This is a genomic window from Acetomicrobium sp. S15 = DSM 107314, assembly GCF_016125955.1.
In the GTDB taxonomy this organism is placed as follows: Bacteria; Synergistota; Synergistia; order Synergistales; family Thermosynergistaceae; genus Thermosynergistes; species Thermosynergistes pyruvativorans.
This window is the reverse complement of sequence record NZ_JADEVE010000073.1, coordinates 24,672-39,956: the sequence shown is the minus strand read 5'-3', so window position 1 is coordinate 39,956 and position 15,285 is coordinate 24,672. Positions and strand designations below refer to the sequence as shown.

At 54.0% G+C, this 15,285-nt stretch carries 13 protein-coding genes; all 13 read right to left on the bottom strand.

Features of this window, described 5'->3' with window-relative positions; all coding sequences use genetic code 11:
- Positions 1-35 precede the first annotated feature (35 nt).
- Positions 36-1,982: a transketolase gene (locus EZM41_RS01490; protein ID WP_198468686.1), complete on the bottom strand. Its 1,947-nt coding sequence runs from the start codon at positions 1,980-1,982 to the stop codon at positions 36-38.
- 67 nt (positions 1,983-2,049) lie between these two features.
- Positions 2,050-3,435, bottom strand: coding sequence for a DUF5940 domain-containing protein (locus EZM41_RS01485; RefSeq protein WP_198468684.1), 1,386 nt, complete (start codon positions 3,433-3,435; stop codon positions 2,050-2,052).
- Positions 3,432-3,902, bottom strand: a complete 471-nt coding sequence (gene grdA / locus EZM41_RS01480; protein WP_342449198.1) for a glycine/sarcosine/betaine reductase complex selenoprotein A — start codon at positions 3,900-3,902, stop codon at positions 3,432-3,434. The genes EZM41_RS01485 and grdA overlap by 4 nt, the downstream gene beginning before the upstream one ends.
- Positions 3,903-3,919: 17 nt before the next feature.
- Positions 3,920-4,624 (bottom strand): ABC transporter ATP-binding protein, encoded by a 705-nt coding sequence (locus tag EZM41_RS01470; protein ID WP_198468764.1) that lies wholly within the window; start codon positions 4,622-4,624, stop codon positions 3,920-3,922.
- Positions 4,624-6,507, bottom strand: a complete 1,884-nt coding sequence (locus tag EZM41_RS14265; protein WP_198468679.1) for an ABC transporter permease subunit — start codon at positions 6,505-6,507, stop codon at positions 4,624-4,626. Before EZM41_RS14265 ends, EZM41_RS01470 begins: the two co-directional genes overlap by 1 nt.
- Positions 6,508-6,526: 19 nt before the next feature.
- Positions 6,527-7,420: an ABC transporter permease subunit gene (locus EZM41_RS01460; protein ID WP_198468677.1), complete on the bottom strand. Its 894-nt coding sequence runs from the start codon at positions 7,418-7,420 to the stop codon at positions 6,527-6,529.
- A gap of 103 nt (positions 7,421-7,523) precedes the next feature.
- Entirely contained in the window at positions 7,524-8,657 is a 1,134-nt protein-coding gene (locus EZM41_RS01455; RefSeq protein ID WP_198468675.1) for an ABC transporter substrate-binding protein, read from the bottom strand.
- Positions 8,658-8,839: 182 nt separating this feature from the next.
- Positions 8,840-10,207: a sodium-dependent transporter gene (locus EZM41_RS01450; RefSeq protein ID WP_198468674.1), complete on the bottom strand. Its 1,368-nt coding sequence runs from the start codon at positions 10,205-10,207 to the stop codon at positions 8,840-8,842.
- A 554-nt stretch (positions 10,208-10,761) separates the two neighbouring features.
- Positions 10,762-11,832 carry an AI-2E family transporter gene (locus tag EZM41_RS01445; RefSeq protein WP_232618923.1) on the bottom strand — a complete coding sequence of 357 codons (1,071 nt, stop codon included), beginning with the start codon at positions 11,830-11,832 and terminating at the stop codon, positions 10,762-10,764.
- A gap of 237 nt (positions 11,833-12,069) precedes the next feature.
- Positions 12,070-13,059, bottom strand: coding sequence for a hydrogenase expression/formation protein HypE (gene hypE / locus EZM41_RS01440; RefSeq protein ID WP_198468672.1), 990 nt, complete (start codon positions 13,057-13,059; stop codon positions 12,070-12,072).
- Positions 13,047-14,147, bottom strand: coding sequence for a hydrogenase formation protein HypD (hypD, locus tag EZM41_RS01435; RefSeq protein ID WP_232618921.1), 1,101 nt, complete (start codon positions 14,145-14,147; stop codon positions 13,047-13,049). The genes hypE and hypD overlap by 13 nt, the downstream gene beginning before the upstream one ends.
- Entirely contained in the window at positions 14,131-14,355 is a 225-nt protein-coding gene (locus tag EZM41_RS01430; protein ID WP_269778837.1) for a HypC/HybG/HupF family hydrogenase formation chaperone, read from the bottom strand. The genes hypD and EZM41_RS01430 overlap by 17 nt, the downstream gene beginning before the upstream one ends.
- 146 nt (positions 14,356-14,501) lie before the next feature.
- Positions 14,502-15,284, bottom strand: a complete 783-nt coding sequence (locus tag EZM41_RS01425) for a TIGR00282 family metallophosphoesterase (protein WP_198468668.1) — start codon at positions 15,282-15,284, stop codon at positions 14,502-14,504.
- Position 15,285 lies beyond the last annotated feature (1 nt).

Below are 15,285 nucleotides of genomic sequence, written 5' to 3'. Positions count from 1 at the left end.
TCCTCTTGCTTATGGGTAATTTGCGCTCTTTAACGTCACCCTTGAATCGTGAGCCCCCTAATGGCCTCGACCAGGTGTTCTACGGAAAGCCCCATCGCGGAGAGGACTTCAGGGGCAGCGCCCGAATCGCCGTAGCGATGAACACCCAAGGCTTTAAAGAGCGGAGGGGTTATGCCCATCTCGGCCAAACGAAACGCCACGAGCGACCCCATACCGCTTCTTACATGGTGATCCTCATAGGTGACAATCAGGCCCGTCTTTGCGGCATCTTTTAAGGCCGAATCGTCGAGCTCAAGCGGGCATGATACGCTATACACCTTGACGCTGCAACCGGAGGCGCGCAAGCTCTCCCATGCCTCGATGGCCTTGTGGACCATAGCCCCCATAGCGAGGATCGCCCCATCGGAGCCGTCGCGTAACAGCTCCATGGCGCCGTAGCGGAAGGCATAGTCGCCTGCGAAAAACGGCGACCCGTCCTCTCGCACGACGACGGGAACTTTGCTGCGCCCCATGGCGACGCAGACATTGCCGCCGGCCGAAAGGGCCCAGCGCACGGCCCGATCCGTCTGGTTTGGATCGGCCGGAACGACGAGCCTCCAGCCGAAGGTATTGCGCAGCAGGCCGACGTAGTCTATACATTGGTGCGTAGCGCCGTCTTCGCCCACATCCAGCCCTACATGGGTCAAAAAGAGTTTCAAGTTCGCCCCATTTATGTCGTTCAGCCGCTGTTGGTTGTAAGCCTCGCCCAAGCCGAAGACACCGAAATCGGCAAAGCAGCTCACAACGCCGGCGCATGACGCAGCACCAGATGCCGTTGCAGTGGCGTGCTCTTGGATGCCGGCCTCGATGAACCAGTCGGGGCACCTCTTTGCGAACTCCTCCGTCTTCACCGAGCCGGCGAGATCGCAGTCGAAGACCAAGATGGGCGCATGGCCTTCCTTGTCATAATTTAAGGAGCCGACATCGACCAAGGCGTTGCCGAAGGCAGATCTATTGTCCAGTTTCTCCCCGGCGGCATAGGCGCGTACCTCTCCTGTATCGATCGCAACCGCCGGGGAAGGTATGCGCTTCTTTTTGGGCAAGGGCCCGCGGCGCGCTGCGAGCGCCCTCTCCAACAGCTCGGGAGAGCCACCCAGCTCCTCCATGGCTTTTATATATAAATCTTTGGTGGCGGCCTTCCCATGAAACTCAGGACTGCCCTCCATGAAGGAAACGCCCTTGCCCATGAGCGTATGGCACAGGATGACAGAAGGTCTCCCATCGAAGACAGCGCCGCGAAGCGCCCTGTAGATGGCATCGACATCGTGGCCATCGCACTCATAGACGAGCCAGCCGTCGGCTTTCCACAAAGTTGCTATATCGGCCGGCATGATCTCTTCCACTCGTCCGGATATCTGGATGTGGTTATAATCTATAAGGGCAGTGATCGAGCCCAACTTTTCCTTGTTAGCGATGCGCCTTGCTTCAGCTACCTGTCCCTTCACTTGTTCGCCATCGCCCATGAGGACATAGACGTGGTTTTTGGCCCCCCTGGCCCTCATGGCGAGGGCAAAACCGACGCCGGCGGCCAAGCCCTGGCCTAAGTTGCCAGTCCCCCAATCTACGCCAGGGCACCCCCTCTCCACGTGCCCCTCAAAAGGGCTGCCGGCGCGCCTGAAATTCCCCAACAGCTCTTCGGGGGATAAGAAGCCATAGTATGCCAACGCCGCATATGCCCCGGGTGATGTGTGGCCATGGCTTATTACGATGAAGTCGCGATCCAGCGAGTCGGCATTGTGAGGGCGCAAGCTGGAGACAGCGTAGGTAACCAAATACATCTCCATACTTGAGAGCGACCCTGCTGGGTGCCCGCTGTTGGCTGCTGTGGTCATGGTTAAAACCCACTGCCTCGCCAAGCGCGCAGCTTCGCCGAACTCGGCGATATCACCTTCCGAAAGCCTCTCTTTGGGGAAGCCCTCCAACAACAATAGCTTATTAACCACGATGACGAATCCCTCTTTTCTTATATTATTCAACTTTGACAGTAAGATAAAGGCTCATCTGACCTACTCACGCAGGAAATTCCACGATGAAGGAAACGCCCTCAACCTGATTTGTCAGACGAGATGGGAAAAGGCTTCCCTTGCCAACTACCATTGCGATGCGCGCCTTCCCCTTGCTTGCAGCTTCAGCAAAGTGCCCCAGATAGGAGACGCCGGAGGCGAGCGGTCCGCCACAGGAGATGAAACCATGGGTGCCGTGTCGCTTTACAAAACCCTCCACCTCTCCTCTCTCGATTTCCCCCCTCATCGAAGCCGAAGCCGCGATCATTTTAACACTATCTTCCGCCGGATCGCCAAGCCCGAGCGGGGCGCATATTTCAGGATTGCTCAAACATACGGCGTATTTGTCCACCGACGACGCAGAAAGACCAGCCCTATCGAGCGGGTCAAAGACCAGGTGCGAGACGAGCACCCTCGGCGAAGATCCCACGCCTATAGGAAGCCTGCCGACGGCGTCGAGGCGCAAAATAGGAGACCTCCCGCCCGCCGGCGTTAAGAGGATGGCGACGCCTCCGATGCAATCACACGCCATCGGCAACCCCTTTTTGCGCAGCTCAAAGCTGCTACGGTGTAGTTCGGAGAAGGAGCTACCGGCTATGATAGCCACATTGCGCCGCAGCCCACAGGCAACCTGAGCGGCGCCGGCTATCACACCGGCAGCTGGACCAGCTTCGGAAGCCCTGATATCGCAGCCGCCGGCGTTGCTGCAGCCCAGCACCTCAGCACAAGCCCTGGCAAAGCCGCCGCATCCTCTGGCGACCCCGTCTCCGGCGGCACACATGGAAGATTCGATCGCGTAATCCAAATCATCGGGCGAAAGGCCTGCGGCGGACAGCAGGTGCAGGAGGGCCAATGCGCCGATAGCCTTGCAAGAGAGATTTTCGAGCAAAAGGAGCGGGGAAAGAAAAGGATCGCCGCCATCGCGTACACATCCTACCACCTCGCCACGAGAGCGGATCGGAAGAGCTCCCTTTCGAACCCTTTCTTCTATTTCTGCCGCCTGACACCCATCCCTGAGCTTAGCCAACAGGTTTCCACTCATTAGCGGATGAGCGGCGAGCTTCTCGAAAGAGCGCTGCGCAAACACCTCTTCCAGAGAGACGAAACCGAAGGAATCACATATCTGTAAGAGGGCCAGAAACTCCTCCTGAGGCATAATCTCTCCGAACTTGCCCCACCTACCCGCGTTACAGATGGGGTTTTCGCGCCAGGGACGCGGATGTAGCGCCAATGCCTCGAGATCTATGCCGCCTATGCACGCTTGATTGGGGACATAGGCGCAAACCTGATCGTAATCCCATACCGCGTCTCCTATGGGGCAATTGTCTCCTTTGACGAGGTCCGGCACATGGGCGAGGCAGAAGGCAAACCCCGCCACCTCTACGTCGCTCATGGATCGCGGCGGCCAGATCGCTCTCTGACCCTCCTTACGGCATCTGCCGCGCTCCTTGCGCTTTCGCTCCCCTTTAGTGCCTCGAGCCTCTCTCTCAGGGAAGGTTCAATTCTCTCCATAACCTCCGGTTCCAGGATGTGACAGACGGTGAGTCCCAACGGGACCCCGGCCAAGGGACCGACAAAGGTGGGATCGCCTGCAGTCACGGTCTCCGCATAAGTTTTAGCCGCCTCGGGATCGCGGACGCCCAAAACCACCACGACGTTTTCGGCGCCGCAGGCGGATGCGATCTCTTTTACCTTCGACTGCACCTGCCAGTCCATGGCCAAAAGGCCGCGTCAGAGGAAGCACTCCGTCGCAGAAAAGGCGACCTCTCCTTCACCGGCAAAGCACTCTTCCATAAGAGAGGAAGCAACGCCGTCGCTATCTCCCAAGAGTATGAGCTTCTTGCCGCGCAGGTCTTTCACGGCCTATCCCCCCTTCACTAACCGCCTAAGTAAGCCTTGCGGACATCTTCGTTCTCCAAGAGATTGCTCGCCTTTCCCTGCATCTTTATGACGCCGGTCTCGAGGACATAGGCATAGTCGGCTAACTTTAGAGCTGCCCTCGCATTCTGCTCTATCAGCAAGATGGTGCGCCCCTCATCATGAACGTTCTCCAGGGCCTTAAAGACTTCACGCACGAGGAGCGGCGCAAGGCCGAGCGATGGTTCATCGAGGCATAAAAGCGACGGTCCAGACATGAGGGCTCTGCCAATGGCAAGCATCTGCTGCTCTCCACCTGAAAGGGTCCCGCCCTTTTGGGACAAACGCTCTTCGAGCCTCGGAAAGAGGCTGATGACGTATTCAAAGTCCCTTTGCACGGCAGACGCATCGCTGCGATGGTAAGCGCCCATCATCAGGTTCTCTCTGACGGTGAGGTTCCGAAAGATTTTCCTCCCCTCCGGCACCATAGCCACGCCGGACTGAACAATCTGATGTGTGGGGAGCCTGTTTATGTCCCTTCCTTTCAGCTTTACCGAACCCTGCCGAGGCCTAATCAGACCCGTTATAGCCCGAAGCGTCGTACTCTTCCCGGCCCCATTGGCCCCTATGAGGGTAACGATGGAGCCCTCCGGCACCTCCATGGAAATCCCTTTAAGGGCATGAATGCCCCCGTAGTAGACATGAAGGTTTTCTATCGCGAGCATCATCCCTCTTCCTCCCCCAAGTAAGCCGCGATGACCCGCGGATTGGTCTGTATTTCTTTAGGTGTGCCCTCCGCGATCGATACGCCATAATCCAGGACTCTTATCCGCTCGCATATGCCCATCACCACTTCCATATGATGTTCGATCAGGAAGATAGTCAAGGAAAATCGATCGCGCAACTCTCGTATGAAGGCCATGAGCCTCTTGGTTTCCTCCGGGTTCATGCCTGCAGCAGGCTCGTCCAAGAGCAGCAGCTTCGGATGGGTAGCCAAGGCCCTGGCGATCTCCAGCTGCCTCTGCTGACCGTAAGGCAGCGCCCCTGCCTGTACATCGTAAAGATCCGCCAAGCCGACCAGCCTCAAAAGCGCCATGGCCCGCGATCTCGCTTCCTTTTCCTCAGAGAGATACTTGGGAAGCCCGAGGGCGGCAGTCAATAGGGAGGATTTGATCCCTAAGTGCTCTGAGACCAGGACGTTGTCCAACACGGACAGTTCTCCAAAGAGGCGAATGTTCTGGAAGGTGCGCGCTATCCCCACTTTGGCGATGAGATTCGGACGCCATCCGGTTATATCACTGCCATCAAAGAATATGCGCCCAGAATCCGGAGTATACTGGCCAGTTATCATGTTGAATATGGTCGTCTTGCCAGCCCCGTTCGGGCCTATTAGCCCCACTATCTCGCCTTTTTTGATATCCAAGGAAAAATCGCTCACGGCCACCAAGCCGCCGAAGCGTATTGTGAGATTTTGAAGGCTCATTAACACTCCATCCTCGTGGATCTCCGCTCCAACGGAAGTGACAGTTGACCCCGACGAACCACTCTGTTCGACTGGCGAAATAGCCTCTGCAGCCTTTGACGTTATGCCAATCTTAGAGAGCAGCCAATTCCACGAAAAATCCCATTGGCCAAAAAGACCCCGCCTCCAGAAGATCATGAGCACTATGAGGAGAATGGAAAAGATGACCATCCGCATACCGGCTATGCCAGGCAGGTGGATCGGGCCGATGTTTATCGGGGCCTCCATAACTCGCAGCAGTTCCATCGCCACGGCAAAACCGAAAGCGGTTATCACCGAACCGGTTATACTGCCCAATCCTCCAAGGACTATGATTATTAGGAGGTTAAAAGTCATCATAAAAGTGAAGAGGCTGGGAGAAACCGTAGTGACCAGAGCCCCGAGGAGGCCGCCGGCCACAGCGGCGAAGAAACCGCTCACGAGGAAAGCTTGCATCTTCGTGCGAAAGATGTCCACGCCCATAGCTTCAGCGGCTATTTCATCCTCTCTTATGCCTTTCATTGCCCTTCCATAGCTTGAATTGACCAAGTTCTTTACAAAGAGGGTAGCCACCACGGCGGAACCGAAGCACCAATATATATTGGCATACTCCGGTATCCCCTTTATCCCCAGGGGACCGTTGGTAAAGGGGATGAGGTTGTTGGCCAAGACAAATATGATCTCGCCGAAGCCGAACGTGGCTATGGCCAAATAATCGCCGCGCAACTGGAACGAAGGTATGCCCACTGTTAACGCACCTAAGGCACCTAAGAGGCCACCCACGATGAGCGCCACAATGAAGAATTCCCCGGAGAGGGAAAAGGAGTTGAAGGGCCACATTTGAGGCTCCAAAAACCAGACGAATTTCTTCTGTTCCAGCGGAAGCATTAAAAGTGCCATGGCATACCCGCCTATGGCCATGAAACCGTTTGGCCCCAGCGAAAATTGTCCAGTTATTCCGTTAACCAAATTATATGCCACCGCAGCTACTATATAAACAGCACCAGTGCGCATGACCCTCAACGTAAACTGGTCGAGATTATTATTGGCCCACCACAAAAATACGAAGAGCACTCCCACCGACACGGCCGTGAGCAGGTTTGACAATCGTCTGTTCTCCATGCCGTTACACCTTTTCCTTCAAGGATTCGCCAAGGATGCCCGTGGGCTTGACGAGCAAAAACACCAAAAGGAGCGTGAAGATTATGCCGTCACGGTAACCCGAAAGGCCTGGGAAAAATGCTACGGTCATTATCTCAACCATGCCGATCAACAGTCCTCCCAACATGGCTCCGGTTATGTTGCCTATGCCGCCGACCACCGCAGCGGTGAAGGCCTTCCACCCAGGGTAGATGCCCATTAGAGGGTTTATTTGAGGATATTTGCACGCCCACATTATCCCTCCGGCTGCAGCCAAGGCAGACCCTAAAGCAAAAGTAAAAGAGATTATCCTGTCCACATCCGCCCCCATTAGGCGAGTGGTCTCGATGTCGGTGGATACAGCCCTCATTGCCATGCCGGCCTTGGTCCGATAGACCACATACATCAAAGCCAAAAGAAGGAGTACGCTCAATATGGGCACCCATATCGAGACAGCAGAAACGGCGGCAGGCCCTATCTTTACGACTTTCGCCATGATTTCCGGCCTCGCGAAGGCCTTTGGACGAGCGCCGACGGTTACGAGGCCCAGGTTCTCTATAAAAAACGACACGCCGAGAGCTGTTATTAGAGCAGAAATCCTCGGAGCATTTCTCACCGGGCGGTAGGCTATCCTCTCGACGGACATGCCGACCAGCGCAGTGAGCCCTATGGCCAGAAGGGCAGACAAAAACCATGGAAGGCGAAAAATCGCCACAAAAAAGAATGCGCAATAAGCTCCTACCATAAATATATCGCCATGGGCAAAATTTATCAGCCGAAGTATGCCATACACCATCGTATATCCTATGGCGATAAGCGCATAAAGACTACCCAACGACAGGCCATTCATAAGTTGTTGTATGAGGGCCTCCAAGTTCACTCACGTTCACCTTCTTCCTAAGATAATCAACAAAGGGCAAGGAGTAACCCCCAGCCCTCCTTGCCCCATCTCCAAGCCAAAGCTCCCTTGAAAAAAGATGAGTTTACGGGTATACGATGGAGCTGTACTCCCACCTGCCGTTTTTGACCACTCGGAAGACCACGGGTTTTATGGCGTCGCCATTTTCAATCGTTACCGGCCCGGTTACGACCTCGAGGTTTTCCGTATCCTCTATAGCCTGAGCTACGGCGGTAGGATCGGCGCTGCCGGCCCTTCTAATGGCGTCCATCACTATGAGGTAGCAATCGGCAGCAAGGGCGCCGAAGACGTTGACTTCCTTATCCTGGCCGAACTTCTGCTTGTAAAGCTCAACATACTTCTTGCCTATCTCGGTCACCGCAGCCTTCTCATGCCAGAAGGTGGTGTGCTGGACGCCCTCAACAGCCGAGCCGCCGATCGCAAGGAACTCCTCGGTAGCAATGCCATCGGCACCGAAGACAGGCTGAGTAATGCCGAGGTCTCTCGCCTGGCGTATGGCAAGAGCAGCCTCTGTATAATAATTAGGTATATAAATGACATCAGGGTTCTTGGACTTGATCTCGGTCAGTTGTGCACTGTAGTCTTGGTCGCCTGCCTTGCAATAGGTCACTGATACGACCTTGCCGCCGAGGGCCTCGAATTGCTCCTGGAAGAACTTGCCCAGCGCCACGCAGTAGTCGTTCGATATATCGGAGAGGATCGCAGCAGTCTTAGCTCCCAAATCGCGATAGCAATAGGTCGCAGCAATCCTGGCCTGGAAGGGGTCGATGAAACAAGCTCTAAAGACATATTTTTTGCCCTGCGTGGTCAGCGGATTTGTAGTGGTAGGTCCGATGATGGGAACCTTGTTCTTTTCGCAGACCTCACCAGCAGCGAGCATGTTGCCGCTTATCGTAGTGCCGATGATGGCTACAGCCTTATCGTGTTCGATGAGCCTGGCTGCAGCATTTGCGGCCTCTACCCGATCCGACTTGTTATCCAGAAGCCTGAATACAACAGGCCTGCCGAGGACTTCGGGCTTTACGATATCCTTGATGAGGTTGGCACCCTCCCACGCGGCCTGGCCGTAAGCCGCTACCTGCCCGGTCATCTCCAAGTTGAAACCGATGACTATCGGCTCCTGATCTGCCGCCAGCGCAAATCCTCCACCACACAATAGAAACGCCGCGCAGATGAGTACACCTATCATCCTTTTCATCTCTTCTCAAACCCCCTTTGCGTATTGGTCTCATTTGACAATATTCTAACCTATTTTTTCGCCGTCTCCCACCCCCTCACTCATGTATGTTACCTTACGCATTTCTCTTAAACGAGAGTATATAACGCCCACCGCAAAGAAAGTCAAGCAGTTCAAGGCAACACTCTAATAAGTAAACCGCACTATTTGGAGAAGAAATCTATGTAGCCCATAATCAACAGCACTAATATCACTATGGGCAAAACGTAAGTCATGTAACCGCGAAGCCACATCGGAAACTTCATGCCGGAGCCGGCGTTCGCTTCCTTAATGAAGTTGTCCCAACCCCAGCCATATCTCGCCGTGCAAAATATGACGAACAAGAGCGAGCCTATAGGCAACAGATTGGAGCTCACGATGAAATCCTCCAGGTCCAGGACTACAGTGCCGGGGCCCAAGGGGGCAAAGCCGCTCCATGGACCAAAGCCCAAGGCACAAGGAAGGGCAGCTATGAAGGTTATGATGCTCAACGCCAGGCAAGCCTTCCCCCTGCTCCAACGCCATTCGTCCATGATGAAGGCCACGAGGTGTTCAAAGACTGCGATGACCGTCGTCATGGTGGCAAATATCATGAAGAGAAAGAAGAGTGAACCCCAAAAGCGACCGCCGGCCATAGCGTTAAATATGTTGGGCAGCGACACGAATATCAGGCCCGGCCCTGCGCCCGGATCGACGCCGAAGGCGAAGCAGGTGGGAAATATGATGAAACCAGCTAAGAGCGCCACGGTCGTGTCAATGAGTATGACATAAACGGATTCCCCCGCGAGTGACCGCTCCCTGCCGATATAGCTGCCAAAGATGAGCATGCTGCCTATGCCTAAACTCAGCGTGAAAAATGCCTGGCCCATAGCAGCATACGCCGCCTCCCAGGTGAATTTGCTGAAATCCGGCTTCAGGTAAAAGGCCAAACCCTTCCCAGCGCCGGGTAGAGCGATTGCCCTCACGACAAGAACTATCATCAATAAGAAAAGCCCGGTCATCAAAAACTTCGCTGCCCGCTCCACGCCGGCCCTCAAACCTATAGCACATATGCCATAGCCAAGAGCTATTACAACGATCGTCCAAACGATGAGCTCCGTCGTGTTGCCTAAAAACGCGCCAAAGGTTGCTCCTACCTGATCGGGCGTTAAACCCACAAATCTACCCATCGCTATACGGAAGAAGTAGGCGAAAAACCAACCCGATACCACAGTATAAAACATCATAAGGATTAAGTTCCCCAATACGCCGATATAGCCGTAGATGTGCCATTTCGTCCCCTTCGGTTCCAAAGCGAGCATGGCCCCTGCCAGGTTCCGTCTGCTGGCCCTGCCCATGGCAAACTCCGCCACCATCACGGGGAAACCCAATATGGCGAGAAAGACCAGATACATGATGACAAAAGCAGCCCCTCCATAACGACCTGTGATAAAGGGGAAGCGCCAGACGTTCCCAAGCCCTATGGCGCAACCCGCAGAGACTAAAATAAAACCGAGACGCGTCGCTAAACTTTCCCTCTCTACCACCCTCATCCACCTCCTTGATATAAAAGACACATATCAAATACCATAAGCAGTGATTATATCTTATATCACAGGTGTATGGAATTGCCAATATTTTAACTTCAAACCCACCGGCAATAGAAAAGCATCTTTCTATGCCGCTTTTCGACATTCTCATATCATACTGTGAATGTCAATATAAAGCCGAGAGCTATATGTTCACCTAAAACCGAGCCGCGTGCTCATTTAAATTGAGCCATTTCTCTTAGGTTGCAATCTTTTTCGTTCCTCTGTTGAGCTACCTGTTCCAGGGGTAACAACAGGAAGACCTTGTAATCCAGACACTGCTCTCCGGCTTTTCTCAGACGCGGGTCACTTCGAGCATGAATAATTAACCAACATGAAGAGGCCTCAAAACGCCATTTTCAAATACTTCAGGGCAAATTGTATAGGAGGTAGGCGACGTTCAACGCTCAAGCGCTTAAGTCCAGATGAATTTGAACGGAAGTGGTTTAGTGAACATAAAGAGCAAAAGCAGCCTAAAGACCAAGCTTAAAAGCGTCCAATAAACCATGGCAATTCCGTTATCTTGATTCCATGAAAATTGCTATTGGCCGAAGAATAGGTATATTTTCACAAATAATCTTGATAATGACGGCAATGGGAACGGCCAATACAGCTCCAACTCCGCCCCACAGCCAACCCCAAAAAAGCAATGACAACAGGACCACAATAGGGTTGATATTAAGGGCATCTCCCACGACCTTAGGAGCTAGGAAGTTCCCGATGCTCACTTGTATCAGCAAAAGAGTGATGGACGTCGTAATTGCAGGTTTGAGGTCAGGATAAAACTTCACGATTGCCACCAAAATCGGTGGGATGGAAGCCAGAAACGACCCAATATAGGGAATGAAATTCAATATAAAAGCAAGCACTCCCCAGTTAACGGCAAAATCGACACCTATGACAACCAAAGCTGCCCAAACAGCCAAACCAGTCGAAGCGCTAATAATAACAGTTGTAAACAGATAGCGGCCTATTTGGCGCGATATGTCGTTAATGATCTGTTGGGCTCGCTCTGCTGTCGTCGTAGAAAAGGCACGCTTAAGTTTTTCAGCGAAGGCTGGCGTCCCAAGCAATATGAAAACCAAAAACACGATAATTAGGAAAAAGCTACTCACAAGGGAGATAGTTTTGCCAGGGAGTGCAAAAAGTAACGAGGTCAATCGCCTTCCCAAGTTGAGTTCCACCAAAAAGTCCGTTGGCAAGTCCGTTCTTTGGCCAACCTCTTCTATGATATTTATCAGACGGCTATAGTAGCCCGGAAACGCATTCACAAAGGGCAATAATTGTCTGTAAAGTATGGCAAATACCAATAAACAAATAATAAAAAAGAGCGTAAGAAGCAAAGATACAGCAAGACCTCTGGGTATTCTTTTTTCTTCCAATTTGTGTATCGCCGGTTTAAATATAAACGAGAACAACCACGCTATCACCAAAGGCATGACAACACTTCTCGCGGAACGAAGAACTACTCCTGCCGCCACAACACAAAGAAAGCCTAACAACAATAATAGAGTTTGAAAACTATACCAATTTATAGTATAAGCTTTACTCTTTGGGAGTCTTTGTCTATGATGATCATAATTCATCATGAATACAACCTCCCACTCGCCTTCATATAATTACTCCTATGTGAAATAATCTTTATAATAAGCTTCCTCTTAAACAGCCAGGTTAAACGGCCAGGACTTTGAGTCTAATTTTTTGTCTTTTGTGTTTTTAGCCTCCACTAACCTCTCATTCACCCTCACCCTCACGTCCTACTCTACAGAGTCCCTCATCAAAAAACAAGTTGGCGAGCCTTCTAAACCGAAGATCTGCCCAGTTTATCAGCAGATTCGAGGGAGGAGTTCACCCCCCTGCATATCTACCACGCGCATACCGCCCGCTGAGGTGCGAAGGCCCACAAGGCCAGGGTGAGCCTCTGTCACCTTTCCTATCGCCGCTGCAGATCTCCCGAGAGGGTGAGAACGCATAGTCTCAAGGACCGTCTCCGTCCATTCCGAAGCCACGGCGAAGACCGCTGTCCCCTCGCAGGCAAGATACAGAGGGTCAAAGCCCAGGATATCTGAAACGGCCGACACGTCTCCGTCCGCTGGAATGGCCTCTTCATCGATTTCGATCCCCACGTTGGCCACTTCGGCCCATTCGCAGAGGACCGTCCCAAGTCCCCCTCTCGTGCAATCCCTGGCGGCGTGCACGCCAAGGAGGCGCGTCAATGGCTCTATGAGCGGCCATAGAGGAGCGCAGTCGCTCTCGAGTTCACGCAGCTTGATGTCATATCGCAAAGAAGCTATGACCGCTCCGTGACGGCCTACGGGGCCACTTACTATCACTGTGTCGCCGGGAGAGATCTCTTTGATCCCCCACGGCGATATCGCTTCGTTTTTCCCCATGGCGCAGGTGGCGATATAGAGGCGGTCTGCCTGACCCTTGGGCAGGACCTTCGTGTCGCCGGCTACGAGTTGCACGCCAAGCTCAGCGCACACGGACGCAGCGCTCCTCATGTACGTGAAGAGTTCTTCCTCGTCGAGCCCCTCTTCGGCCAACAGACTCATGGCAAGCCACAGGGGGCGCACGCCGCGCACCGCCAGATCGTTAGCGCTGCCGCAGACTGCGAGCTTGCCTATATCTCCGCCAGGGAAAGACAGTGGCGATACAGTGAAGCCATCTATGGTGACACCCCACCCTCCTGGAAGGAGGGCACAATCTTCGAATTCCAGCATGCCGGACTCGCGAGCGAACGCTGAGGCTATTTTCTTTACGAGATCATTCGTGAGCCTTCCGCCGCTTCCATGTCCCAAGCTCAAGCGCCCCACGGCGATACCCCCTTCGAGCTGTATTTGTAGTATGCGGAACAGCTCCCCTCTGACGACACCATGCACGGTCCCACGGGAAATTGTGGAGTGCAAGACCCTCCGAAGAGAGGACATTCCAGAGGTGCGATCCTGCCGGCCAGCACATCGCCGCACCTACATCCAGCCGGTGGATTCACCTCTTCCAGAGTTATGCCGAAGCGAGAGTAGGCGTCGAAGTCGCTATAATCATCGGCCAAGACGAGGCCGGAAGCTTCCACGACTCCGATTCCTCGCCACCTGACGGACGCCGGGCGGAAGACCTCTCCCAACAACTCTTGGGCCTTCACGTTGCCCTCGTGGCGCACGACTCTGCCATAAAGGCACCTCACCGCGGGACGCCCCCCGCATATTTGGCGCGCGATCTCGACTATGCCGGCCATTATGTCGAGCGGCTCAAATCCGGCCACGGCACAGGCCTTGCCGTACTCTTCCGCCAAAAACGCGTACGGGGCCGTTCCGATTATGGTGCTCACGTGGCCAGGTAGAAGAAAGCCGTCTATGACAAGCGTCGGGTCGGAAGCGAGGAGGCGGAGCACGGGAGGAACGAGCTTATGCAGTGAAAGCACGGAAAGGTTTTTTACATTCTTTCTGCGAGCCTCGCGAAGCAGCACCGCAGTCGCCGGCGCGGTGGTCTCAAACCCTATCCCGGCGAAGACGACCTCTTTGTCTTGCATCGACTCTGCCAAAGCCAAGGCTTGAATGGCAGAACCCACCACCGCCACTTCAGCACCACAAGATCTCGCCTCAGCCAAGGATCCGCAACTCCCTGGTACGCGCACCATGTCGCCATATGTCGCAAGCACGACACCGGGCTTTTTGGCAAGGCTCACCATTGCGTCCACCTCCGCCTGGTCGGTGACGCACACGGGACATCCTGGACCGGAAAGCAAGCGCACATCCTTAGGAAGCATCGTCCTAATCCCAGACCGGAAGATCGATACGGTATGGGTGCCGCACACCTCCATTACCGTAATCGGACCGCACAACCATTTGTTGAGTGCCTCCAAAAGTGATGACATCTTTGCCCTTAGGTCACCGACCTGAGGCAAATTGCATCACCTCTTCCCACAGGGATTCCAGTTCCTCCCCCTCATCCTGGTTATATTTTTCTATCACAAATCCGGCGTGGACCAAGACTACATCGCCCACCTGCAGGCCTTCGATCAGGTCTGTGCGCACCTCCAGCTCCACACCGCCCGTGCTCACGAGCGCGCGATTTTCATCCATTATCTCTACCACTTTATGCGGTACAGCCAAACACAACTTTTATCCCCCCAATCACGCAAAAGAGCGAGACCTCGAGGCCTCGCTCTTTTGTAATTCAGCCACAAACTTCAGCCCTGAAGCGAACAAACTCGGTAAGACGAAGACTGCTTTCCCAGCGTTATGTTGCTTCTCACGCTTCATAGCTTTTCTGACAGCGAATATTGCAAGCGCTCCAGCGATACGGCCCTTCCCGCATCGTCGAGCAGCACAGAGAGAGCGCTCAAAATGAGACGGCTTTCGCAGGCTTCAAACTTGGACGGCATGCCCGTCAAAAACCGAGACAGGACGCTCTCTGGCCTCATACCGATCACGCCGTCGTGCCCTCCGGTCATTCCGACATCCGTAATGTACGCCGTGCCGCCTGGAAGTATGCGCTCATCCGCGGTCTGCACGTGAGTATGTGTGCCTACAACCGCAGAAACCCTGCCATCCAGGTAAAGGCCCAGGGCTTGCTTCTCAGAGGTGGCCTCTGCGTGAAAGTCGACCAGCACAAAAGGGGTGTCTATTTCTTCCAGCAAGGCGTCAGCGCACCTGAAGGGGCAATCGATGGGCGGCATAAAAATCCTCCCTTGGAGGTTCAAAACCGCGAGGCGCTTCCCCTTTTTTTCCAGCGTCAGAGCCCCCCTGCCCGGACAGAGCGGCGGATAGTTGGCCGGCCGGAGGAGAGACATCTCCTCGGCCAGTCTCGGAACGAACTCCTTCTTATCCCATATGTGATTGCCGCTGGTAAGGCAATCGAGGCCCATCCCCATCATCTCGTCCAAGACTTTGGCCGTGAGACCGAAACCACCGGCCCCGTTTTCACCGTTGGCCAAGATGAAGTCGAAGGGGCCCTTCTCCTCTTTTATCTTCGGCAGGAGTTCCTTCACCGACTTCCTTCCCGGCTTTCCCACAATGTCGCCGAGAAATAAGATTTTCATG

Coding starts and splice junctions, on each gene's coding strand:
- EZM41_RS01485 (WP_198468684.1), bottom strand. CDS start 3,435: ATGAGCGACGTAGAGGTGGCGGGGTTTGCCTTCTGCCTCGCCCATGTG.
- EZM41_RS01425 (WP_198468668.1), bottom strand. CDS start 15,284: ATGAAAATCTTATTTCTCGGCGACATTGTGGGAAAGCCGGGAAGGAAG.
- EZM41_RS01470 (WP_198468764.1), bottom strand. CDS start 4,624: ATGCTCGCGATAGAAAACCTTCATGTCTACTACGGGGGCATTCATGCC.
- EZM41_RS01455 (WP_198468675.1), bottom strand. CDS start 8,657: ATGAAAAGGATGATAGGTGTACTCATCTGCGCGGCGTTTCTATTGTGT.
- EZM41_RS01450 (WP_198468674.1), bottom strand. CDS start 10,207: ATGAGGGTGGTAGAGAGGGAAAGTTTAGCGACGCGTCTCGGTTTTATT.
- EZM41_RS01445 (WP_232618923.1), bottom strand. CDS start 11,832: ATGATGAATTATGATCATCATAGACAAAGACTCCCAAAGAGTAAAGCT.